Source organism: Pseudomonas sp. CM25 (assembly GCF_013179705.1).
Lineage (GTDB): Bacteria > Pseudomonadota > Gammaproteobacteria > Pseudomonadales > Pseudomonadaceae > Aquipseudomonas.
Genome location: NZ_JABMCW010000060.1, coordinates 1 through 22,155 on the forward strand (window position 1 = coordinate 1; position 22,155 = coordinate 22,155).

At 62.6% G+C, this 22,155-nt stretch carries 20 protein-coding genes and 1 pseudogene; 16 read left to right on the plus strand and 5 right to left on the minus strand.

All coding sequences use genetic code 11. The annotated features are described in order from the left end of the window. Window positions 1–126: 126 nt before the first annotated feature. Together HP546_RS09295 and infA are read left to right on the plus strand one after the other, a co-directional pair. Entirely contained in the window at window positions 127–834 is a 708-nt protein-coding gene (locus HP546_RS09295; protein WP_172223306.1) for an arginyltransferase, read from the plus strand. 102 nt (window positions 835–936) lie between these two features. After that, window positions 937–1,155 carry a translation initiation factor IF-1 gene (gene infA / locus HP546_RS09300; RefSeq protein WP_002553999.1) on the plus strand — a complete coding sequence of 73 codons (219 nt, stop codon included), beginning with the start codon at window positions 937–939 and terminating at the stop codon, window positions 1,153–1,155. A gap of 170 nt (window positions 1,156–1,325) precedes the next feature. On the opposite strand, the gene clpA is transcribed toward infA, so the two are convergent. Both clpA and clpS read right to left on the minus strand, forming a co-directional pair. After that, the gene (clpA, locus tag HP546_RS09305; RefSeq protein ID WP_172223309.1) at window positions 1,326–3,596 is read right to left on the minus strand and encodes an ATP-dependent Clp protease ATP-binding subunit ClpA; all 2,271 of its coding nucleotides are present in this window, start codon (window positions 3,594–3,596) and stop codon (window positions 1,326–1,328) included. A gap of 30 nt (window positions 3,597–3,626) precedes the next feature. Then, complete coding sequence (clpS, locus tag HP546_RS09310) at window positions 3,627–3,989, minus strand: ATP-dependent Clp protease adapter ClpS (protein WP_009683116.1); 363 nt, start codon at window positions 3,987–3,989, stop codon at window positions 3,627–3,629. Between the two features lie 227 nt (window positions 3,990–4,216). Between clpS and cspD the strand changes: the two genes are divergently transcribed. Further along, window positions 4,217–4,486: a cold shock domain-containing protein CspD gene (cspD, locus tag HP546_RS09315; protein ID WP_172223312.1), complete on the plus strand. Its 270-nt coding sequence runs from the start codon at window positions 4,217–4,219 to the stop codon at window positions 4,484–4,486. Between the two features lie 70 nt (window positions 4,487–4,556). On the opposite strand, the gene icd is transcribed toward cspD, so the two are convergent. Continuing rightward, the gene (gene icd / locus HP546_RS09320) at window positions 4,557–5,813 is read right to left on the minus strand and encodes an NADP-dependent isocitrate dehydrogenase (protein ID WP_172223315.1); all 1,257 of its coding nucleotides are present in this window, start codon (window positions 5,811–5,813) and stop codon (window positions 4,557–4,559) included. 426 nt (window positions 5,814–6,239) lie between these two features. Between icd and HP546_RS09325 the strand changes: the two genes are divergently transcribed. The 13 genes and pseudogenes from HP546_RS09325 to HP546_RS09380 all read left to right on the plus strand — a co-directional run bounded on the left by HP546_RS09325 (window position 6,240) and on the right by HP546_RS09380 (window position 20,565). Next, complete coding sequence (locus HP546_RS09325; RefSeq protein ID WP_172223320.1) at window positions 6,240–8,465, plus strand: NADP-dependent isocitrate dehydrogenase; 2,226 nt, start codon at window positions 6,240–6,242, stop codon at window positions 8,463–8,465. Window positions 8,466–8,655: 190 nt separating this feature from the next. Further along, window positions 8,656–9,096, plus strand: coding sequence for an NUDIX hydrolase (locus HP546_RS09330; RefSeq protein WP_172223323.1), 441 nt, complete (start codon window positions 8,656–8,658; stop codon window positions 9,094–9,096). A gap of 59 nt (window positions 9,097–9,155) precedes the next feature. Then, window positions 9,156–10,280 (plus strand): tRNA 2-thiouridine(34) synthase MnmA, encoded by a 1,125-nt coding sequence (gene mnmA, locus HP546_RS09335; protein ID WP_172223327.1) that lies wholly within the window; start codon window positions 9,156–9,158, stop codon window positions 10,278–10,280. After that, window positions 10,277–10,903 (plus strand): high frequency lysogenization protein HflD, encoded by a 627-nt coding sequence (gene hflD, locus HP546_RS09340; RefSeq protein WP_172223330.1) that lies wholly within the window; start codon window positions 10,277–10,279, stop codon window positions 10,901–10,903. The genes mnmA and hflD overlap by 4 nt, the downstream gene beginning before the upstream one ends. A gap of 238 nt (window positions 10,904–11,141) precedes the next feature. After that, on the plus strand, window positions 11,142–12,512 hold the full coding sequence (gene purB / locus HP546_RS09345; RefSeq protein ID WP_172223333.1) for an adenylosuccinate lyase: 1,371 nt from the start codon (window positions 11,142–11,144) through the stop codon (window positions 12,510–12,512). Between the two features lie 81 nt (window positions 12,513–12,593). Beyond that, on the plus strand, window positions 12,594–13,760 hold the full coding sequence (locus HP546_RS09350; protein ID WP_172223336.1) for a cupin domain-containing protein: 1,167 nt from the start codon (window positions 12,594–12,596) through the stop codon (window positions 13,758–13,760). After that, complete coding sequence (locus HP546_RS09355) at window positions 13,753–14,181, plus strand: GNAT family N-acetyltransferase (protein ID WP_172223340.1); 429 nt, start codon at window positions 13,753–13,755, stop codon at window positions 14,179–14,181. The genes HP546_RS09350 and HP546_RS09355 overlap by 8 nt, the downstream gene beginning before the upstream one ends. Window positions 14,182–14,410: 229 nt before the next feature. Then, a pseudogene (locus HP546_RS09360) lies at window positions 14,411–16,365 on the plus strand (DNA topoisomerase III). A 230-nt stretch (window positions 16,366–16,595) separates the two neighbouring features. After that, complete coding sequence (locus tag HP546_RS09365; protein WP_172223343.1) at window positions 16,596–17,885, plus strand: FAD-binding oxidoreductase; 1,290 nt, start codon at window positions 16,596–16,598, stop codon at window positions 17,883–17,885. A gap of 80 nt (window positions 17,886–17,965) precedes the next feature. Beyond that, on the plus strand, window positions 17,966–18,796 hold the full coding sequence (locus tag HP546_RS09370; protein ID WP_172223346.1) for an alpha/beta fold hydrolase: 831 nt from the start codon (window positions 17,966–17,968) through the stop codon (window positions 18,794–18,796). A 133-nt stretch (window positions 18,797–18,929) separates the two neighbouring features. Then, on the plus strand, window positions 18,930–19,142 hold the full coding sequence (locus HP546_RS31315) for an RHS repeat-associated core domain-containing protein (RefSeq protein ID WP_256676319.1): 213 nt from the start codon (window positions 18,930–18,932) through the stop codon (window positions 19,140–19,142). Continuing rightward, window positions 19,054–19,629 carry a hypothetical protein gene (locus HP546_RS09375; protein ID WP_256678447.1) on the plus strand — a complete coding sequence of 192 codons (576 nt, stop codon included), beginning with the start codon at window positions 19,054–19,056 and terminating at the stop codon, window positions 19,627–19,629. Before HP546_RS31315 ends, HP546_RS09375 begins: the two co-directional genes overlap by 89 nt. A gap of 156 nt (window positions 19,630–19,785) precedes the next feature. Beyond that, window positions 19,786–20,565 carry a TSUP family transporter gene (locus HP546_RS09380; protein ID WP_172223349.1) on the plus strand — a complete coding sequence of 260 codons (780 nt, stop codon included), beginning with the start codon at window positions 19,786–19,788 and terminating at the stop codon, window positions 20,563–20,565. Here HP546_RS09380 and nudC read toward each other — a convergent pair. Together nudC and HP546_RS09390 are read right to left on the minus strand one after the other, a co-directional pair. Then, a complete protein-coding gene (gene nudC / locus HP546_RS09385) occupies window positions 20,533–21,363 on the minus strand; it encodes an NAD(+) diphosphatase (protein WP_172223352.1) in 831 nt (276 codons plus the stop codon). The two genes, HP546_RS09380 and nudC, sit on opposite strands and share 33 nt — an antisense overlap. Window positions 21,364–21,400: 37 nt before the next feature. Beyond that, window positions 21,401–22,155 (minus strand): crotonase/enoyl-CoA hydratase family protein (locus HP546_RS09390; RefSeq protein ID WP_172223355.1); only part of this gene is annotated, 755 nt, incomplete at its 5' end.

Here is a 22,155-nt window from a genome sequence, read left to right on the forward strand (position 1 = left end):
CGCCGGCTACCTGGCCCGCTACCTCGACCAGCCCAACAGCGCCACCTGGGTTGTCTAGATGGGTTGCCTAGGCGAGTTCGCAGAGCTGGCTTACACTTAAAACAAAGTCACACCGAGGGGTTGATCATGACAGAGTTGGCGCGGTTGAAGTTTTATGCCACTCAACCCCACTCCTGCAGCTACCTGCCTGATGAGCAGGCGACCACGCTGTTCCTCGACCCCAGCCAGCCGATGGACGTGAACGTGTACGCCGACCTGTCGGAAATGGGCTTCCGCCGCAGCGGCGACCACCTGTACCGCCCGCATTGCCAGAACTGCAACGCGTGCGTGCCGGCGCGCATCCCGGCGGCGCGCTTCATACCCAACCGCCAGCAACGGCGCATCCTCAAGCGCAACGCCGACCTGACCGTGACTGCGGCGCGCCCGGCGTTCAAGGAAGAGTACTTCGAGCTGTACCGGCGCTATATCGAAACCCGTCACGCCGACGGCGACATGTACCCGCCAAGCCGCGATCAGTTCTCCACCTTCCTGGTGCGCGACTTGCCGTTCTGCTGGTTCTACGAGTTCCGCCTGGCGGGCCGCTTGCTGGCGGTGGCGGTGTGCGACCTGCTGCCCAACGGCCTGTCCGCGGTGTACACCTTCTACGAGCCCGACGAAGAACGCCGCAGCCTGGGGCGCTTTGCCATCCTCTGGCAGATCACCGAAGCGGTGCGCCAGGATCTGGAGGCCGTGTATCTGGGTTACTGGATCAAGAACTGCAAGAAAATGAACTACAAGACCCAGTACCGCCCGATCGAACTGCTGATCAACCAGCGCTGGGTCGCCCTCAACTGAAAGCATTGGCTTGAAACACTATTTTCCGGCATAATCCACGCCACTTTTTTGCCCGGTGCGGTTATGCGTCGGGCCAACACTGGACACCGAGGGCTCAACTGCATGTCGAAAGAAGACAGCTTCGAAATGGAAGGTACTGTCGTCGACACCCTGCCCAACACCATGTTCCGCGTGGAGTTGGAAAACGGGCACGTCGTAACCGCGCACATCTCCGGAAAGATGCGCAAAAACTACATCCGTATTCTCACTGGCGACAAGGTTCGCGTCGAGCTGACGCCGTACGACCTGAGCAAGGGCCGCATCACCTACCGTGCGCGCTAAGCTCCAGCCATGAAAAAGCCCGGCCATGTGCCGGGCTTTTTTGTGCCTCCGAGATTGCAAGGGGCTACTTTGCAGCCATTCGCAGCACAAGGCTGCTCCTACACGATGGCGCATCGCCGTTGTAGGTGCAGCCTTGTGCTGCGAATGGGCCGCAAAGCGGCCCCAACGCATCAGGCCACCTCGGCCGTGGTCTCGAAGTCGAACACCAGCTCGCCATCGCGCAGGTCGATGTGCACCACGCCGCCATGCTCGGCCAGCTCCCCAAACAGGATCTCTTCGGCCAGCGGCCGCTTGATCTTGTCCTGGATCAGCCGCGCCATCGGCCGCGCGCCCATCTGCACGTCGTAGCCCGACGCCGCCAGCCAGCCACGCGCGTCATTGCTGACTTCCAGCAGCACACGCTTGTCTTCCAGCTGCGCCTGCAGTTCGATGAGGAACTTGTCGACGATACTTTTGATGGTCTCGTGACTGAGGCGGCCGAACTGGATGATGGTATCCAGACGGTTGCGGAATTCCGGCGTGAAGCTTTTGCGGATGACTTCCATGGCATCGGACGCGTGGTCCTGATGGGTGAAGCCGATCGAGGCCCGTGCCGCGGTTTCCGCGCCAGCGTTGGTGGTCATGATCAGGATCACGTTACGGAAGTCGGCCTTGCGCCCGTTGTTGTCGGTCAGGGTCCCGTGGTCCATCACCTGCAACAGCAGGTTGAAGACTTCGGGGTGGGCCTTCTCGATTTCATCGAGCAACAACACGCAGTGCGGCTGCTTGGTGATGGCTTCGGTCAGCAAACCGCCCTGGTCGAACCCGACATAGCCTGGCGGCGCACCGATCAGGCGCGACACAGTGTGGCGCTCCATGTATTCGGACATGTCGAAGCGTACCAACTCGACACCCAGCGCCTTGGCCAGCTGACGCGCCGCCTCGGTCTTGCCGACGCCGGTAGGGCCGGCGAAGAGGAACGAGCCCACCGGCTTGTCGGGCGCCTTGAGGCCGGCACGGGACAGCTTGATGGCGGTCGACAGCGAGTCGATGGCCGGGTCCTGGCCGAATACGGTCAGCTTCAGATCGCGCTCCAGGTTGCGCAGCAGCTCCTTGTCGGAACTGCTGACGTGTTTTGGCGGAATGCGCGCGATCTTGGCGACAATGTCTTCGACCTGCGGCACCTCGATACGCTTGACGCGGTTGGCCTCCGGCTGCAGACGCTGGTAGGCACCGGCCTCGTCGATCACGTCAATGGCCTTGTCCGGCATGTGGCGATCGTTGATATAGCGCGAAGCCAGCTCGGCGGCAGCACGCAGTGCTTCGTCGCTGTACTCGATGTTGTGGTGGCTTTCGAAACGCCCCTTCAGGCCACGCAGAATGCCCACGGTGTCTTCCACCGACGGCTCGCTGACGTCCACCTTCTGGAAGCGCCGCGCCAAGGCGCGGTCTTTTTCGAAGATACCGCGAAATTCCTGGAAGGTGGTCGAGCCGATGCAACGGATTTCACCGGACGACAACAGTGGCTTGAGCAGGTTGGACGCATCCATCACCCCGCCCGACGCCGCACCGGCACCGATGATGGTGTGGATTTCGTCGATGAACAGGATGGCCTGCGGGCGCTTGCGCAGTTCACCGAGCAGCGCCTTGAAGCGCTTCTCGAAGTCGCCGCGGTACTTGGTACCGGCCAGCAGCGCGCCCAGGTCAAGGGAGTACACCACGCTCTGCGCCAGCAGGTCAGGCACCTGGCCATCGACGATGCGCTTGGCCAGGCCTTCGGCGATGGCTGTCTTGCCCACGCCAGCCTCACCCACCAGCAGCGGGTTGTTCTTGCGCCGACGGGCAAGGATCTGCGCCACGCGCTCCACTTCCTGCTCACGACCCACCAGCGGGTCGATACGACCGGCTCGCGCAAGCTCGTTCAGGTTACTGGCGTAGGCGTCCAGCGGGTTGCTCGAAGAGGAGGTCTCACCGCCCTCCTCGTCCTGCATTTCAGGGTCGCTATCAGCATTGGAACCATGGCCTGGCACCTTGGAGATGCCATGCGCGATGTAGTTGACCACATCGATGCGGGCCACGCTCTGCTGCTTGAGCAGGAACACGGCCTGGCTTTCCTGTTCGCTGAATATCGCCACCAGCACGTTGGCCCCGGTGACTTCGCGCTTGCCGGAGCTTTGCACGTGGAACACGGCACGCTGCAGCACACGCTGGAAGCCCAGCGTCGGCTGGGTTTCCCGGTCCTCGTCGTTGACCGGAATCAACGGCGTGGTGGAATCGATGAACTCTTGCAGGTCATGCTTGAGTTTGTCGAGATTGGCGCCACAGGCGCGCAGAACGGTCGCGGCAGCCTCATTGTCAAGGAGTGCCAGCAGCAGATGTTCGACGGTCATGAATTCATGACGTTTCGAACGGGCCTCCTTGAAGGCAAGATTGAGGGTGACTTCGAGCTCGCGGTTTAACATAGCTTCACCTCATACCCAAGTGGTCGGCGATTAACCGTCCTTCTCGATTTCACAGAGTAGCGGATGCTGGCTTTCCCTGGCGTATTGGTTGACCTGCATGGCCTTTGTTTCGGCGATGTCACGGGTAAACAATCCGCACACTGCCCGCCCCTCGGTATGGACGGTCAGCATGATCTTGGTCGCCAGCTCGCGGTTCAGACTGAAGAACGTCTCGAGCACTTCGACGACGAAATCCATTGGCGTGTAGTCATCGTTGAACAAAACCACCTTGTACATCGGTGGCGCCTGCAGGATCGGCTTGGCTTCCTGAACCGCCAGACCAGAGCCATCGTCCTCGTTGGATTGAGGGCGATCCTGATTGAATGTTAGTCGAATCTGGCTGTGTGCATGCATGGAAAGAATTTCATCACATCGACAGGTTAAGGTTGTGGGTTGACCCTGCAAACGGCTAATCGTGCGGCCGCCGCATGACCTTGACTATCGGCAAAACGGTGTTACAACCAATAAGAACCCACCGTGGTCGATAAAGATCCGCGCAGTCAACCCGATTTTCGCAGGTTCGTATGCGGATGAAGTGGATGATACTCCAGTGATGGAGTCCTTTGCAGAGGGACATAGGGATGGCAAGCGGTAAAGTCAAGTGGTTCAACAATGCCAAGGGCTACGGATTCATCAATGAAGAGGGCAAACCCGACGACCTGTTCGCCCATTACTCGGCGATTCGGATGGACGGTTACAAAACCCTCAAGGCCGGCCAATCTGTGGTGTTCGACATCATTCAAGGCCCCAAGGGCCTGCATGCCACGGACATCAGGGACGCGTCAGTAGCCGCCGCAGAGGCCGCAGCCAAAACTGCCGGCCACTCCGAGAGCGAAACTGTGCGCGCCTGACCAGCCTGCTTCTGCCGGTATACAAAAAAACCGGCCGCTTCTTTATCGAAGCGGCCGGTTTTGTGTTGCCTTACATATGCTTGATCATTTCATCGCCAAAGCCCGAACTGCCCACCAGCGTGGCGCCGTCCATCAGCCGCTCGAAGTCGTAGGTCACGGTCTTGGCCGCAATCGCGCCATTGGTGCCCTTGATGATCAGGTCGGCGGCTTCGGTCCAGCCCATGTGCCGTAGCATCATCTCTGCCGACAGGATCACCGAACCCGGGTTGACCTTGTCCTGCCCGGCGTACTTGGGCGCGGTGCCGTGGGTGGCTTCGAACATGGCCACGGTGTCGGACAGGTTGGCGCCCGGCGCAATGCCGATGCCGCCCACTTCCGCCGCCAGGGCATCGGACAGGTAGTCACCGTTGAGGTTGAGGGTAGCGATCACGTCGTACTCGGCCGGGCGCAGCAAAATCTGCTGCAGCATGGCGTCGGCAATAGCGTCCTTGACGATGACCTCGCGGCCGGTTTTGGGGTTCTTGAACTTCATCCAGGGGCCGCCGTCGAGCAGTTCGGCACCAAACTCGTCACGTGCCACCTCGTACCCCCAGTCCTTGAAGGCACCTTCGGTGAACTTCATGATATTGCCCTTGTGCACCAGGGTGAGCGACTCGCGGTCGTTGTCCACCACGTATTGCAGGGCCTTGCGCACCAGGCGCTTGGTGCCCTCGAGGGACACCGGCTTGACGCCAATGCCGCAGTCCTGGTCGAAGCGGATCTTGGTGACGCCCATTTCCTCCTTGAGGAACTTGATCACCTTGTTCGCCTCCGGCGAGCCCGCCTTCCATTCGATGCCGGCATAGATGTCCTCGGAGTTCTCACGGAAGATCACCATGTCGACATCGCCTGGCTTTTTCACCGGGCTGGGCACGCCCTCGAACCACAGCACCGGGCGCAGGCACACGTAAAGGTCGAGCTGCTGACGCAGCGCCACGTTCAGCGAGCGGATGCCGCCGCCGACCGGCGTGGTCAGCGGGCCCTTGATCGACACCACGTAATCGCGCACGGCATCGAGGGTTTCCTGTGGCAGCCAGGTGTCCTGGTCGTACACCTGGGTGGCTTTTTCGCCGGCGTACACTTCCATCCAGGCGATCTTGCGCTTGCCGCCGTAGGCCTTTTGCACGGCGGCGTCGACCACCTTGATCATCACCGGTGAAACATCCACGCCAATCCCGTCGCCTTCGATATAAGGAATGATCGGGTTGTCAGGCACATTGAGCGAATGGTCTGCATTGACGGTGATCTTGGTGCCGTCGGTCGGAACCTTGATTTTCTGGTATCCCATGCTTGCACTACTCCGCTTTCGGGTGTGATTGGACATCCTGCAATCCAATCAGCCTAAACCACATCTGCCGACCTGCAAGGCATGCGACAACCCGCCACATTGCGGCTACGTCTTTGGTCTTATAAATGGGCCGATATCACTTGGCCTTGCTGATTAGCCCGAATGGTTTGGTATACTCCGCCGCGACCGTAGGGTCATCGGGGCGAATCCCAGGAAAATGCGGACCGCCCTCGGCCAGGAAAGGAGACCGAGCCTGGCCACTCAGCCTGGGCTGTTACCGCAGCTCGGCACTTGACGCTCGACTGATGCATCCACCATCACCGCTCGCAGCCTCTCGACTTTCCGCTCATGGCGTTGCCAGGGCGATGCGCCTACCCTGCGCAGCACGAGACTCGAGCAAGCTCAGCACACAGAGAGTTAACCCGCATGCCCACCCGTTCCAAGATCATCTATACCTTCACCGACGAAGCCCCCGCCCTCGCCACCTACTCGCTGCTGCCGATCGTCGAAGCCTTCACCGCCTCGGCTGACATCGCCGTCGAAACTCGCGACATCTCCCTGGCTGGCCGCATCCTCGCCGCCTTCCCGGAGCAACTGGGCGCAGAGAAGCAAGTAGGCGATCACCTGGCGGAACTGGGTCAGCTGGCTACCACCCCTGAAGCCAACATCATCAAGCTGCCCAACATCAGCGCCTCGGTACCGCAGCTCAAGGCCGCGATCAAGGAGCTGCAGGGCAAGGGCTTCAACATCCCCGACTACGCCGACGAGCCGGCCACTGCGGACGAAAAAGAGTCCCGTGCCCGCTACGACCGCATCAAGGGTTCGGCCGTGAACCCGGTGCTGCGCGAAGGCAACTCCGACCGCCGCGCACCGCTGTCGGTGAAGAACTACGCCCGCAAGCACCCGCACAAGATGGGCGCCTGGGCCGCCGACTCCAAGTCGCACGTTGCCCACATGACCCAGGGCGACTTCTACGGCAGCGAGAAAGCCGCGCTGATCGACGCTGACGACAGCCTGCGCATCGAGCTGGTCGGCAAAGACGGCAGCACCACCGTGCTGAAAGAAAAAACCGCAGTCAAGGCTGCCGAAATCATTGACTGCGCCACCATGAGCCGCAAGGCCCTGAAAGCCTTCATCGCCGAGCAGATCGCCGATGCCAAGGCCGCTGGCGTACTGCTGTCGGTGCACCTGAAAGCCACCATGATGAAGGTCTCCGACCCGATCATGTTCGGCGTCATCGTCGAAGAATTCTATAACGATGTGCTGGCCAAGCACGCCGCCGCGCTGGCCCAGGTAGGCTTCAACGCCAACAACGGCATCGGCGACCTGTACGCCCGCATCAAGGACCTGCCAGCCGCCCAGCAAGCCGAGATCGAAGCCGACATCCAGGCCCTGTATGCCGAGCGCCCGGCGCTGGCCATGGTCAACTCCGACAAGGGCATCACCAACCTGCACGTGCCAAGCGACGTTATCGTCGACGCCTCGATGCCGGCCATGATCCGTGACTCGGGCAAGATGTGGAACACCGCCGGCGAACTGCAAGACGCCAAGGCCGTGATCCCGGACCGCTGCTACGCCGGCATCTACCAGGCCACCATCGAAGACTGCAAGGCCAACGGCGCCTTCGACCCGACCACCATGGGCAGCGTGCCGAACGTTGGCCTGATGGCGCAAAAGGCCGAAGAGTACGGTTCCCACGACAAGACCTTCCAGATCAAGGCCGACGGCGTCGTGCGCGTGGTCGATGGCAAGGGCAAGGTGGTGCTGGAGCAGCACGTCGAAGCCGGTGACATCTTCCGCATGTGCCAGACCAAGGACGCGCCGATCCAGGACTGGGTCAAGCTGGCCGTCAACCGCGCCCGCCTGAGCAGCACCCCTGCGGTGTTCTGGCTGGACCCGGCCCGCGCCCACGACGGCGTGATGATCGAGAAGGTACAAAAGTACCTGAAGGATCACGACACCGCTGGCCTGGACATCCGCGTACTGCCTCCGGTTGAAGCCATCAAGTTCTCCCTGGCCCGCATCCGCGAAGGCAAGGACACCATCTCGGTGACCGGCAACGTGCTGCGCGACTACCTGACCGACCTGTTCCCGATCATGGAACTGGGCACCAGCGCCAAGATGCTGTCGATCGTGCCGCTGATGAACGGCGGTGGCCTGTTCGAAACCGGCGCCGGCGGTTCGGCACCGAAGCACGTACAGCAGCTGGTGGAAGAGAACTTCCTGCGCTGGGACTCGCTGGGTGAATTCCTGGCCCTGGCCGCTTCCCTGGAGCACCTGGGCAACACCTACGACAACCCGCGCGCCAAAGTGCTGGCCGACACCCTGGACCAGGCAACCGGCAAGTTCCTGGACACCAACAAGTCGCCTTCGCGCAAAGTCGGTGGTATCGACAACCGCGGCAGCCACTTCTACCTGACCCTGTACTGGGCCCAGGCCCTGGCTGCACAGAGCGACGACGCTGCCCTGCAGGCACGCTTCGCGCCACTGGCCAAGACCCTGAGCGAGAACGAGGAGACCATCGTCGCCGAGCTCAACGCTGTCCAGGGCAAGCCGGTCGACATCGGTGGCTACTACGCCCCGGATGCCGAGCTGACCGCCAAGGTGATGCGCCCAAGCCAGACCCTGAACAGCGCCATTGCTGCCCTGTAAGGTTCGCTTGAAGTAAACCCGCAAACCCCGGCCACGCACCGGGGTTTGTGCTTTCTGGATAAATGATATCTAGCGGCCAACCTGAAACCTGTGGGAGCGGGTTCACCCGCGAATGCGTCATTTGCGCCACCATCGCATTCGCGGGTGAACCGCTCCCACAGGGTCCGATCAGGCCGTTACGGAGCTATCAATGACCTGGCAACCCCACATCACCGTCGCCACCATCGTCGAACACGAAGGCAGGTTCCTCTTCGTCGAAGAATTCAAAGCGGGCCAACACGTCTTCAACCAACCCGCCGGCCACCTGGAGCCCTTTGAGACCCTGCCCCAGGCCGCCCTGCGCGAAACCCTCGAAGAAACCGCCTGGGAAGTCGAGCTCATCGGCCTGGTCGGCATCTACCTCTACACCGCCCCCAGCAATGGCGTCACCTACCAGCGCATCTGCTTCGCCGCCCGCCCCGTGCGCCACCACCAGGACCTGGCCCTGGACAGCGACATCGTCCGCGCCGTGTGGCTGACCCGTGACGAACTGCTGGCCGACCCCGCCCGCTGGCGCAGCGAGCTGGTACCACGCTGCCTCGACGACTACCTCAACGGCCCATTGCACAGCCTGGACCTGCTACGCGACTGACGCCGCGCTGCGGGTTTGATAGAATCGGCGTTTTTCCCCTTTGATACACACCGGTACCCATGACCAGCCCAGCACTCAAAGACCCCGCCAAGACCCGCGTCATCGTCGGCATGTCCGGCGGCGTGGACTCTTCCGTCTCCGCCCTTCTGCTCATGGAACAGGGCTACCAGGTGGAAGGGCTGTTCATGAAGAACTGGGAAGAAGACGACGGCACCGAATACTGCACCGCCCGTGAAGACCTGGCCGACGCCCAGGCCGTGTGCGACCGCATCGGCATCAAGCTGCACACCGCCAACTTCGCCGCCGAGTACTGGGACCACGTGTTCGAGCACTTCCTTGAAGAGTACAAGGCCGGCCGCACGCCCAACCCGGACATCCTCTGCAACCGCGAAATCAAGTTCAAGGCGTTTCTCGACTACGCCCTGTCGCTGGGTGCCGACCTGATCGCCACCGGCCACTACGTACGCCGCCGCGACACCGGTGACCTCACCGAACTGCTCAAGGGCCTGGACCCGAACAAGGACCAGAGCTATTTCCTGCATGCCGTCGGTGGCACGGAAATCGCCCGCACGCTGTTCCCGGTCGGCGAGCTGGAAAAGCCCGAAGTGCGCGCCATTGCCGAAAAACACGGCCTGGCCACTGCCAAGAAGAAGGATTCCACCGGTATCTGCTTCATTGGCGAACGCCGCTTCAGCGACTTCCTCAAGCAGTACCTGCCGGCGCAGCCGGGTGAAATCCAGACCACCGACGGTGAAGTGATCGGCCGCCACCATGGCTTGATGTACCACACCATCGGCCAGCGTCAGGGCCTGGGCATCGGTGGCCTGAAGGACGCTGGCGACGAGCCGTGGTACGTGCTGCACAAGGACCTGGAGCGCAACGTGCTGGTGGTCGGCCAGGGCAACGAACACCCTTGGCTGTTCTCCCGCGCCCTGCTCGCTTCGGACATTTTCTGGGTCAACCCGATCGACCTAGGCAGCCCGCGCCAGCTCACGGCCAAGGTGCGCTATCGCCAGAGCGACCAGCAGTGCACGCTGGAGCGCACCGCCAGCGGCTACCGCGCCGTGTTCGTCGAGCCGCAGCGCGCCGTTACCCCAGGCCAGTCGGTGGTGTTCTACGATGGCGAGGTGTGCCTGGGCGGCGGCGTCATCGAAACCGCCGAACCATGGAGCCCGCACGCATGAGCAACCTGCAGGAGCAGCTGATTGCGTTGGGTGGCGTATTCCAGGCCGCCGTGCTGGTCGACCGCATCGCCCGCACCGGCCAGGCGAGCGAGGCCAACATCGGCTGCATGCTGGGCAGCCTGCTGGTGCGTGACCCCAAGGACACCCTGGAGGTGTTCGGCGGTGACGACCTGAACCTGCGCGACGGCTACCGCGCCCTGGTCGGCGCCCTGGAGCGCGACCCCAACAGCCTGCAACGCGAACCACTGCGCTATGCGCTGTCGATGCTGGGCCTGGAGCGCCAGCTGAACAAGCGTGGCGACCTGCTCGACACCATCGGCAACCGCCTGCCGCAAATCCAGTCCCAGGCCGAGCATTTTGGCCTGGTTCACGAAAACGTCATCGCTTCCAGCGGAGCCTTGTACCAGGACACCCTCAGCACCTTGCGCCAGCGCATCCAGGTGCATGGCGACATGCGTTTCCTGCAACAGCCCAACAACGCCTCGAAAATCCGCGCCCTGCTGCTGGCCGGTATCCGCGCCGCGCGCCTGTGGCGCCAGCTGGGCGGCCATCGCTGGCAACTGGTGTTCAGCCGGCGCAAGCTGCTCAACGAACTGTACGACATGATGCGCAGCCCCTCCTGACTGGGGGTTGACAGTTCCGGCCTCATCGCCGGCAAGCCAGCTCCCACAGGGTTTGCACTGTGCTCAAGGCCTGCGCAGTAACCTGTGGGAGCTGGCTTGCCGGCGATGAGGCCAGAACAGGCAATGCACAAAGCCGCACCTGATCCATGGCCAGACCTTTGGTCAGCCACCCGACTCGGGCGCAAATTTCATGTATGATATGCGCCCTTCCAAAAGCCTGACTGTCCGAGAACACCCCATGCAGCTTTCTTCGCTCACTGCGGTTTCCCCTGTAGACGGCCGTTATGCCGGCAAAACCCAGGCCTTGCGCCCCATTTTCAGCGAATTCGGCCTGATCCGTTTCCGCGCCCTGGTCGAAGTGCGCTGGCTGCAGCGCCTGGCCGCCCACCCGCAGATCGGCGAAGTGCCGGCGTTTTCCGCCGAAGCCAACGCCCTGCTGGACAGCCTGGCTAGCGATTTCAAGCTGGAACACGCCGAGCGTGTCAAGGAAATCGAGCGCACCACCAACCACGACGTCAAGGCAATCGAATACCTGCTCAAGGAGCAGGCTGCCAAGCTGCCAGAGCTGGCCAACGTCAGCGAGTTCATCCATTTTGCCTGCACCAGCGAGGACATCAACAACCTGTCCCACGCCCTGATGCTGCGCGCCGGCCGTGACGACGTGCTGCTGCCGCTGATGCGCCAGATCGCCGACGCCATCCGCGCCCTGGCCCACGCCCACGCCGATGTGCCAATGCTGTCGCGCACCCACGGCCAGCCGGCTTCGCCGACCACCCTGGGTAAAGAGCTGGCCAACGTCGTGTACCGCCTGGAGCGCCAGATCGCCCAGGCCGCCGCCGTGCCGCTGCTGGGCAAGATCAATGGCGCCGTGGGCAACTACAACGCCCACCTGTCCGCCTACTCGCAGATCGACTGGGAAGAAAACGCCCGCGCCTTCATCGAAGACGAACTGGGCCTGCAGTTCAACCCGTACACCACCCAGATCGAGCCGCACGACTACATCGCCGAGCTGTTCGACGCCATCGCCCGCTTCAACACCATCCTGATCGATTTCGACCGTGACGTGTGGGGCTACATCTCGCTGGGCTACTTCAAGCAGAAGACCGTCGCGGGCGAAATCGGCTCGTCGACCATGCCGCACAAGGTCAACCCGATCGACTTCGAAAACTCCGAAGGCAACCTGGGTATCGCCAACGCGCTGTTCCAGCACCTGGCCAGCAAGCTGCCAATCTCGCGCTGGCAGCGCGACCTCACCGACTCCACCGTGCTGCGCAACCTGGGCGTGGGCTTTGCCCACAGCATCATCGCCTATGAAGCCAGCCTGAAAGGCATCGGCAAGCTGGAAGTCAACCACGCCCGCATCGCTGCTGACCTGGACGCCTGCTGGGAAGTGCTGGCCGAGCCGATCCAGACCGTAATGCGCCGCTTCAACATCGAGAACCCCTACGAGAAGCTCAAGGAGCTGACCCGTGGCAAGGGCATCACCCCTGAAGCGCTGCTGACCTTCATCGATGGCCTGGACATGCCAGCCGAAGCCAAGGCCGAGCTCAAGCAGCTGACCCCCGCTACCTACATCGGTAACGCGGCAGCCCAGGCCAAGCGCATCTAAGCCGACCGTCGCGTGCAACGCCCGGCCTGGCCGGGCGTTTTTATTCCCGGACGAAAATTACGTTTTTTCAATAGGTTGAACATGAATCCTGATACTCCACTGCAGCTGCTCGGCGGCATCTCGGCCCGCGAATTCATGCGCGACTACTGGCAGAAGAAGCCGCTGCTGGTGCGCCAGGCCTTCCCGGACTTCATCAGCCCGATCGACCCCGACGAACTGGCCGGCCTGGCCCTGGAAGAAGAAGTCGAGTCGCGCATCGTGCTCGAACATGGCGCACACCCGTGGGAGCTGCGCCGCGGCCCGTTCAGCGAAGAAACCTTCGCCGAGCTGCCGGAAAAGGACTGGACCCTGCTGGTGCAGGCCGTCGACCAGTTCGTCCCGGAAGTCGCCGAGCTGCTGGAAAACTTCCGCTTCCTGCCCAGCTGGCGCATCGACGATGTGATGATCAGTTTCGCCACCCCTGGCGGCAGCGTCGGCCCGCACTTCGACAACTACGACGTGTTCCTGCTGCAGGGCCACGGCCAGCGCAACTGGAAGATCGGCCAGATGTGCAGCAGCGACAGCCCGCTGCTGGAACACGCCGACCTGCGTATCCTCGCCGACTTCGAACAGAGCGGCGAGTGGACCCTGGAGCCCGGGGACATGCTGTACCTGCCGCCGCGCCTGGCCCACTACGGCGTGGCCGTGGACGACTGCCTGACCTACTCGGTTGGCTTCCGTGCCCCAAGCGCCGCCGAAGTGCTGACCCACTTCACCGACTTCCTCGGCCAGTTCCTGCCTGACGAAGAGCGCTACAGCGACGCCGACGCCCAGCCGGTCGCCGACCCGCACCAGATCCAGCACGACGCCCTCGACCGTCTGAAGGCGCTGCTCGACAAGCACATGGGCGACAAGGACCTGCTGCTGACCTGGTTCGGCCAGTTCATGACCGAGCCGCGTTACCCGGAGCAGGTTGCAGGCGAAGAGCTGAGCGAAGAAGAGCTGGTCAAAGCCCTCGAGGATGGCGCCATCCTGATCCGCAACCCAAGCGCGCGCATGGCCTGGTCCGAGCTCAACGACGATCTGATGCTGTTCGCCAGCGGCCGCAGCTGCCCGCTGCCAGGTAAACTGCGCGAGCTGCTGAAGCTGGTGTGCGCGGCCGATGCGCTGCACATCGAAAACCTGGCAGAGTGGCTGGAAGACGAAGATGGCCTTATGCTGGTACAGCAACTGGTCAAACAAGGAAGCCTGGGATTCGCCGATGAATAAGATTCATGTGCGCCTTGCCGATTGGCACAAGGACAATGCCGATATCCGTCGCATTCGTGAAGCGGTGTTCGTCGCCGAACAGCACATCCCGCCAGAGCTGGAGTTCGACTCGGAAGACAACGACGCACTGCACTTCCTGGCCCTGGAAGGCGACTACCCGATCGGTACTGCCCGCCTGCTGGCGGACGGCACCATCGGCCGCATTTCAGTGCTGAAGGACTGGCGCGGGCTGAAGGTGGGTGATGCACTGATGAACGCGGTAATCGCCGAAGCGCAGAACCGCGACCTGAAGCAGCAGACGCTCAGTGCACAGGTGCACGCCACGCCGTTCTACGAGCGCCTCGGCTTTCGCGTGGTCAGCGAGGAATTCCTCGAAGCCGGCATCCCGCATGTGGACATGGTGCGCGACTCACGCGTCTGATCCATAACCTGTACTGGCCTCTTCGCGGGTAAACCCCGCTCCCACAGGTACCCCACAGCCCCCAAATGCTGTGCGGTCCCTGTGGGAGCGGGTTCACCCGCGACAGGGCCGGCACACGCGACAGACATTCCCGCTGACAAAACCTGTACATCCATCCAGATAAAACTTGCCTCCGCGCCCCCGCTTGCGCATCCTAGTGCCCATCACCCCCGATGAAGCGTTCCCGGCCATGCGCCTGTTCCTCTGCGAAAAACCCTCCCAGGCAAAAGACATCGCCAAAGTGCTCGGCGCCACCCGCAAGGGCGACGGCTGTTGGCAAGGTACCGACGTCTGCGTCACCTGGTGCATCGGCCACCTGCTGGAAACCGCCCCGCCCGACAGCTACGACGAACGCTACAAGCGCTGGAACCTGGCCGACCTGCCCATCATCCCGGACACGTGGAAGATGCTGGTCAAGCCCAAGACCGCCAGCCAGTTCAAGGCGGTCAAGCGCCTGCTCGGCGAAGCACGGGAGCTGGTGATTGCCACTGACGCCGACCGCGAAGGCGAGATGATCGCCCGCGAGCTGGTCGAGCATTGCCGCTACCGTGGCCCGGTGCAACGCCTGTGGCTGTCGGCACTGGACGACGCGTCCATCCGCAAGGCCCTGGCCCGCCTGCTGCCAGGTCACGAAACCTTCAACCTGTACCATTCGGCGCTGGGCCGCTCGCGGGCCGACTGGCTGATCGGCATGAACATGAGCCGCCTGTTCACCTTGCTGGGCCGGCAATCCGGCTACCAGGGCGTACTGCCGGTGGGCCGGGTGCAAACACCCACCTTGCGCCTGGTGGTCGACCGCGACCGCAGCATCGCCGATTTCGTGCCGGTGCCGTTCTGGGCCATCGATGTTCAACTCGAACACGCTGGCCAGCGGTTCAACGCCCAATGGCGTGCTCCTGAGGATGCTTGCGACGATCAGGGCCGCTGCCTGAAGCAGGGTCTGGCACAACAGGCCGCTGCAGACATCGGCAATGCCGGCACGGCCCGGGCGGTAAAAGTGGCCACCGAGCGCGTGCGCGAAGCCGCACCGCTGCCCTTCGACCTGGGCACCCTGCAGGAGCTGTGCTCGAAAAAGTTCGGCCTTGGCGCCCAGGAAACCCTCGACATCGCCCAGGCCCTGTACGAAACCCACAAACTGATCACCTACCCGCGCAGCGACTGCGGCTACCTGCCCCAGAGCCAGCACGCCGAAGCACCGGCCATTCTTGCCGCGCTGCAACGGGCCGATGCCAGCCTGGCACCACTACAGCCCCACCTGGAGCCGCAGCGCCGTTCGCGGGCGTGGAACGACGCCAAGGTCAGCGCCCACCACGGCATCATCCCCACCGCCGCCGCCAGCGACCCGTCGCGCCTGCCGGCCAAGCACAAGGCGGTGTACACCCTGATACGCGCCCGTTACCTGGCGCAGTTCCTGCCCAACCATGAGTACGACCGCACCCAGGCCGACTTCGACTGCGCCGGCCATGCCCTGCGCGCGGTGGGCAAGCAGATCGTCGAACCGGGCTGGCGCCGTGCGCTGCCTGAAGCGCTGACCCCGGCCAAGGGCCGCGAGCACCGCCTGCGCAGGTGCTGCCAACGCTGCGCGAAGGCCAGGACTGCAGCGTGCAGGGCCTGCAACTGAAGGACCTGTGGACCCAGCCACCCAAGCCGTTTACCGAAGGTGACCTGATCAAGGCCATGAAGAACGTGGCCAAGTTGGTGGACGATCCACGGCTGAAGCAGAAGCTCAAGGAAACTACCGGCATCGGCACCGAGGCCACCCGTGCCAGCATCATCCAGGGCCTGCTCGACCGCGGTTACCTGGTCAAGAACGGCAAGGCACTGGCGGCCACACCCGCAGCCTTCAGCCTGATCGATGCCGTACCCCGCGCCATTGCCGACCCGGGCACCACTGCAGTTTGGGAGCAGGCGCTGGACATGGTGCAGAGCGGCGAGATGAGCCTGGAAGAGTTCGTAGCCCGGCAGTCGGCGTGGATGGGCAAACTGGTGGAGCGCTGCAGCGGCATGCGCATGACCATCAGCGGGCCGGCGGCAGGGGCTGCGCCGCCGTGGAAGAAAAAGCGCCGTAGCGGCGGGAAAGGTAAGACGACAGGCGCGAAGACTGCGAGCAAGCCGCGTCAACCTCGGAAAAAGGCGGCAACCTGAAGCGGTTGCACTGTCGCCCCCTCTCGCCGGCAAGCCAGCTCCCACAGGCCCTGCACATAATTCGAGACCTGTGGCGATCTTGTGGGAGCTGGCTTCCCGGCGATAGGGCCAGATCAGGCATTACATAACATCCAGGCAAACCACAAACCTTGCCCACCCCATTGGCATCATGAAATTTACCTGCTAAGTTTTCATGAAAATAACCACAATAATTTTCATGAGGCCATTGCATGTTCAAGCAGTCTGCCCAGCATATCGCCAGCTACTACGCCCAGACCTACCCCGCCAGCATCCCCCTGCGCCCCACCCTGCAAGGCACCCACGACACCGACGTGCTGGTCATCGGCGCCGGCTTCAGCGGGCTGCACACGGCCTTGCGCCTGACCCAGGCCGGCAAGCGCGTGACACTGCTCGAGGCCAGCCGCGTGGCCTGGGCCGCGTCCGGCCGCAACGGTGGCCAGGCCCTGCTGGGCTGGTCGTGCGACATGCCCCCGCTGGAGAAGGCCCTGGGTCTGGAACGCACCCAGCGCCTGTGGGCGAGCATGTGCTGGGCCGCCGAGGAGCTGCGTGAGCTGCCCGGGCGGCATGGTTTCGATATCGATTACCGGCTGGGCAGCCTGTGGACCGCCGTGCTGCCGCGGCGGGTGAAACTGCTTGAAGAAGCCCTGCACGATGCTGAACGCAAATGGGGTTACGACGCCCTGCGCCTGATCGGCCGCGACGAGCTGCCGCAATGGATCGACAGCCCGCGCTATCAGGCGGCGCTATACGACGCGAAAGGCGCGCACCTTAATCCGCTGAAACTGGCCCAAGGGCTGGCCGGCACCCTTGAAGCCGCTGGCGGGCGCATCTACGAACAGAGCCAGGTGCTCAGCTACCAGCAGGCCGGCGACGGCTATGTTGCCCGCACCGATCACGGCGAAGTACGCAGCCAGGTATTGGTGCTGGCCTGCAACGCCTACATCGACCGCCTGGACCGCAGCTTGTCTCGCCGGCTGTTGCCGGTCGGTTCATACCAGGTGGCCACCGCACCACTGAACCCCGACTTCGCCCGCTCGCTTCTGCCGCGCAACAGCTGCGTGATCGACAACCAGTTCGTGCCCGATTACTTCCGCCTCACCCCGGACAATCGCTTGCTGTTTGGGGGTGGCTGCACCTACCTGGGCGGCATTCCGAAGGATGTCGCCAACGCCACCCGCCCTTACCTTGAGCGGGTGTTCCCGCAACTGGCGGGGGTGGTCATCGACTATGCCTGGGGCGGCCATATCGATTGCAGCATCCAGCGCACGCCAGATGTCGGCTGCGCGGGCCAGCGCTACTGGTTGCAGGGCTTCTCCGGCCACGGCGTACTGCCTACCCTGGCCGCGGCGCGCGCGGTCAGCGATGCCATTCTGGGTGACGACGACCTGCTGAGGCTGTACCAAGGCATCGACAATGGCCGCTTCCCCGGCGGCGACCTGCTGGCGGCACCGCTTGAAGCCGCCGCCAAAGCCTGGTACCGGATGCGCGACCGCGTCTGATCGACAACTCCCCGATACCCAGCAAAATCCCTCCTATTCTCAATAGCTCCCTTCGCTCCCTGCATCCAGGAGATACGACCATGAGCTATGTAACCACGAAGGACGCCGTACAGATCTTCTACAAGGACTGGGGCCCGCGCGACGCGCCGGTCATCCACTTCCACCACGGCTGGCCGCTGAGCGCCGACGACTGGGACGCGCAGATGCTGTTCTTCCTCGCCAAGGGTTACCGCGTAGTCGCACACGACCGCCGTGGCCATGGCCGCTCTAGCCAGGTATGGGACGGGCACGACATGGACCACTACGCCGACGACGTGGCGGCCGTGGTCGAGGAGTTGGGCATCCAGGGCGCCGTGCATGTCGGCCACTCGACCGGTGGCGGCGAAGTGGTGCGCTACATGGCCCGCCATCCTGGCGACAAGGTGGCAAAGGCAGTACTGATTGCCGCCGTCCCCCCGCTGATGGTGCAAACACCCGGCAACCCCGGCGGCCTGCCCAAGTCGGTGTTCGACGGGTTCCAGGAGCAGGTAGCAAGCAACCGTGCGCAGTTTTACCGGGATGTGCCGACCGGGCCGTTCTACGGCTATAACCGCCCCGGTGTCGAAGCCAGCGACGGCATCATTGGCAACTGGTGGCGCCAGGGCATGATCGGCAGCGCCAAGGCCCATTACGATGGCATCGTGGCGTTTTCCCAGACCGACTTCACCGAGGACCTGAAGGGCATCCAGCAGCCCGTACTGGTCATGCATGGCGACGATGACCAGATCGTGCCCTATGAAAATTCCGGACCGCTGTCGGCAAAACTGTTGCCCAATGGCACGTTGAAAACCTACAAGGGCTACCCGCACGGCATGCCGACTACTCATGCTGATGTGATCAATGCGGATTTGCTGGCGTTTATCAGAAACTGAGCATTATTTGAGCCGGTTGCTTGGAGCCTTGGTTTGCCAGCGACCGGCCGCGCTGCTCCTGGCAGTTCTGCCAGTTGTGGGTTAGCGGAGTCTGCTTGAGGATACGCCCACTGCTCGAGACTACAGGCTGATCATGTCGCGGACCACAAACAGATTCGCTTACACGTCCTACGGATACCACAATTCGGCACTCACTTCGGCCTGCACGCTTGGCTTTGCAGGCCAGCGCCTGGACGCTCTAATAAACGGCTATCCCCTTGGCAATGGATACCGAATATTCAGCCCGGCGCTGGCACGCTTCTTGTCCCCTGACAGCTTTCAGCCCATTTGGCGAAAACATACGTAATGCATACGCCTATTGCATAGGCGACCCGATAAACTCTTACGACCCCTCAGGGCATGTCCCGATATTTAGAACCAAGGCCTACTATCGCACCAAGGCCACAAGGGCCCTCAATGAAGACCCTAACTTGAAGAAGCAATACGGGGATATCCTGGAGGCCGACAGCGCTCGCAAAAAACATTACAAAGCAATCTACAGAATTTATAAACTTGAAAAGTCCAGTAGAGCATATGAAGCAACGCACATTGAGGAACTCCAGCGCGGGGATTACGGCATCGACGTCCAGACAGCGCTCTACGAGAGAGCAAGCAGACGGCCTACATCGGACAGTGGCGACTTCCCCTTGGCAGCTTCCATGGATTCAGAAGATGCATTGAAGTACCACGACAAACAGAGAAGAATTGAAAAATATGTAGCTAGACTTGAAGAATTTGAAAGAGATTTGCATTCCGCCCAATTAGCAGCCATTGAGATTAGAAATCAGTCTTAATATTTCAACTGGTTCTACAACGAGTATGGCGGTGTGAGGCTGGTCTTGGATCGACTGCAGACATCGACGACTTACAAGCTCAGGCACTCCGTATTATCATTGCACCACTCCTCGCGGTCATTTGCCGCAGCCTGCCCTTCAGCTTGAAAGCCTCCCATGCCCTTCGAACTCACCGTAGAACCCCTAACCCTCCTGATCCTGGCCCTGGTCGCCTTCGTCGCCGGTTTCATCGATGCCATCGCCGGTGGCGGCGGCCTGCTCACCACCCCGGCGCTGCTCACCGCCGGCATGCCGCCGCACCTGGTACTGGGCACCAACAAGCTAAGTTCCACCTTCGGCTCGGCCACTGCCGGTTTCACCTACTACAAACGCAAACTCTTCCACCCGGCGCAATGGCGCCCGGCGCTGTTCGCCACCCTGGTCGGCGCACTGATCGGCGCTGTAGTAGCCCACTACATGCCAGCCGAATGGCTGAACAAGATGCTACCGGTGATCGTCTTCGCCTGTGGCATCTACCTGCTGTTTGGCGGCACGCCCAAGGCACCGCTGGATGCCGATGCACCCATCAAGAAAAAGTGGCAAACGCCGCAGGGCTTCACCCTGGGCTTCTACGACGGCGTGGCCGGTCCGGGTACCGGGGCGTTCTGGACGGTCAGCACCTTGCTGCTTTACCCTATCGATCTGGTGCGGGCCAGCGGTGTGGCACGCAGCATGAACTTCGTCAGCAACATCGCGGCGCTGACGGTGTTCATCATTTCCGGGCAAGTCGATTACGTGGTTGGCCTGTGCATGGGCCTGTCGGTGATGGTCGGCGCCTTCTTCGGCGCACGCACGGCGATCAGCGGCGGCAGCAAGTTCATCCGCCCGGTGTTCATCACCGTGGTGCTGGGGCTGACCGTGCGCCTAGCGTGGCAGCACTGGTTCGGGCAGGCCTAAGCGGCGAGCGACATAGAGGTCAATGAGGTATCGGGCAATCGAGCGCCCGGCCGGCAACGGCGGCAGGTCGTGGACGCTGAACCACTGGGCGTCCTCGATTTCGTCCGGCTGCATGACAATGTCGCCGCCCGCGTACTCGGCATGGAAACCCAGCATCATCGAGTGCGGGAACGGCCAGCATTGGCTGCCGACGTACTGGATGTTCTGCACCTCCACCGCCACTTCTTCCCGCACTTCACGCACCAGGCAGTCCTCGGCCGACTCGCCCGGTTCGGCAAAGCCGGCCAGGGTGCTGTATACCCCGGTGACGAAACGCGGCGAACGCGCCAGCAGAATCTGGTCGCCACGGGTGACCAGTACGATCATGCTCGGCGAGATGCGCGGGTAGCTGCGCAGGTCACAGGGCTTGCAGTACATCGCCCGCTCCCAACGGATTTGCGTCATCGCCTGGCCACAGCTGCCGCAGAAGCGGTGCTCGCGGGCCCAGGTGCCGATCTGTGCGGCATAGCCCAGCACTTTGTAGATGTCGAAGTCGCCTTCCAGCATGAACGCGCGCAGGCCGCGCCAGCTGCAGCCCGGTACCTGGGTGGCACTGCGCAGTTCCAGCAGGAACAGCGGCTGGCCGTCGAAGTGGCCGATACCGTGCTCGCACAGCACGTCAAGGTCCTGGCGCTTGAGCCATTCACGGGGGAACAGCGCGCCGTTGTCGTCCAGCAAAAACCCTTCCGGGCTGCGGGCCACGGCCAGCCCCCCGGTAATCTGCGGGTCGAGTACTGCGGTAGTCCAGCGTGCTGACATGTCGGGGGGTTCCTTGACTGCGCGTCCCCCGGCCCGATCAGTCGGCGAACGTCGGTTTCTGTTTGCTCATGTGTGCCGCCACGGCCACGCGCAGGTCTTCGGACTGCAGCATCGCGGCGTTCCAGGTAGCGACGTAGTCCAGGCCATCGTCGATGCGGTGGTCGCGCATGTAGCTGAGCATTTCCTTGGTGCCGGCCACGGCGATCGGTGATTTTGCGGCAATCTCGCGGGCGATGGCAAAGACCCCGTCGAGCAATGCGGCCTGATCATCATAGACCCGGTTGACCAGGCCTATGCGCAGCGCCTCGTCGGCCTCGACGCTGCGCCCGGTGAAAGCCAGCTCACGCATCATGCCGTCACCGATGATACGTGGCAAACGTTGCAGTGTGCCGACATCTGCAGCCATGCCCATGTCGATTTCCTTGATCGAGAACTGCGCATCACGGCTGCAGTAGCGCATGTCGCAGGCCGAGACCAGGTCGATGGCGCCGCCGATGCAGTAGCCCTGCACCGCCGCCAGTACCGGCTTGCGGCATTTGTCCACGGCCGTGAACGACGCCTGCAGGCGCTGGATGGTCTTGCGCAGGAAGCGTGCATTGCGCCCTACGTCCTTGCCCATCTGCCCGGCCAGCGAGGCCAGCATCATCAGGTCGATACCGGCGGAAAAATGCTTGCCAGCACCACTGATCACCACCACGCGCACGGCGTCGGTGTCGTCCACCCACTGGAAAATTTCGATGATCTCTTCCCAGAAGGCCGCGTTCATCGCGTTGACCTTCTCCGGGCGGTTGA

Excerpts from the sequence above, each read along its gene's own strand:
- cspD (WP_172223312.1), top strand. The coding sequence starts at position 4,217 with ATGGCAAGCGGTAAAGTCAAGTGGTTCAACAATGCCAAGGGCTACGGA.
- purB (WP_172223333.1), top strand. The coding sequence starts at position 11,142 with ATGCAGCTTTCTTCGCTCACTGCGGTTTCCCCTGTAGACGGCCGTTAT.
- clpS (WP_009683116.1), bottom strand. The coding sequence starts at position 3,989 with ATGCATGCACACAGCCAGATTCGACTAACATTCAATCAGGATCGCCCT.
- HP546_RS09350 (WP_172223336.1), top strand. The coding sequence starts at position 12,594 with ATGAATCCTGATACTCCACTGCAGCTGCTCGGCGGCATCTCGGCCCGC.
- HP546_RS09380 (WP_172223349.1), top strand. The coding sequence starts at position 19,786 with ATGCCCTTCGAACTCACCGTAGAACCCCTAACCCTCCTGATCCTGGCC.
- HP546_RS09330 (WP_172223323.1), top strand. The coding sequence starts at position 8,656 with ATGACCTGGCAACCCCACATCACCGTCGCCACCATCGTCGAACACGAA.
- nudC (WP_172223352.1), bottom strand. The coding sequence starts at position 21,363 with ATGTCAGCACGCTGGACTACCGCAGTACTCGACCCGCAGATTACCGGG.
- HP546_RS09355 (WP_172223340.1), top strand. The coding sequence starts at position 13,753 with ATGAATAAGATTCATGTGCGCCTTGCCGATTGGCACAAGGACAATGCC.
- clpA (WP_172223309.1), bottom strand. The coding sequence starts at position 3,596 with ATGTTAAACCGCGAGCTCGAAGTCACCCTCAATCTTGCCTTCAAGGAG.
- mnmA (WP_172223327.1), top strand. The coding sequence starts at position 9,156 with ATGACCAGCCCAGCACTCAAAGACCCCGCCAAGACCCGCGTCATCGTC.
- hflD (WP_172223330.1), top strand. The coding sequence starts at position 10,277 with ATGAGCAACCTGCAGGAGCAGCTGATTGCGTTGGGTGGCGTATTCCAG.
- infA (WP_002553999.1), top strand. The coding sequence starts at position 937 with ATGTCGAAAGAAGACAGCTTCGAAATGGAAGGTACTGTCGTCGACACC.
- HP546_RS09295 (WP_172223306.1), top strand. The coding sequence starts at position 127 with ATGACAGAGTTGGCGCGGTTGAAGTTTTATGCCACTCAACCCCACTCC.
- icd (WP_172223315.1), bottom strand. The coding sequence starts at position 5,813 with ATGGGATACCAGAAAATCAAGGTTCCGACCGACGGCACCAAGATCACC.
- HP546_RS09365 (WP_172223343.1), top strand. The coding sequence starts at position 16,596 with ATGTTCAAGCAGTCTGCCCAGCATATCGCCAGCTACTACGCCCAGACC.
- HP546_RS31315 (WP_256676319.1), top strand. The coding sequence starts at position 18,930 with ATGTCGCGGACCACAAACAGATTCGCTTACACGTCCTACGGATACCAC.
- HP546_RS09325 (WP_172223320.1), top strand. The coding sequence starts at position 6,240 with ATGCCCACCCGTTCCAAGATCATCTATACCTTCACCGACGAAGCCCCC.
- HP546_RS09370 (WP_172223346.1), top strand. The coding sequence starts at position 17,966 with ATGAGCTATGTAACCACGAAGGACGCCGTACAGATCTTCTACAAGGAC.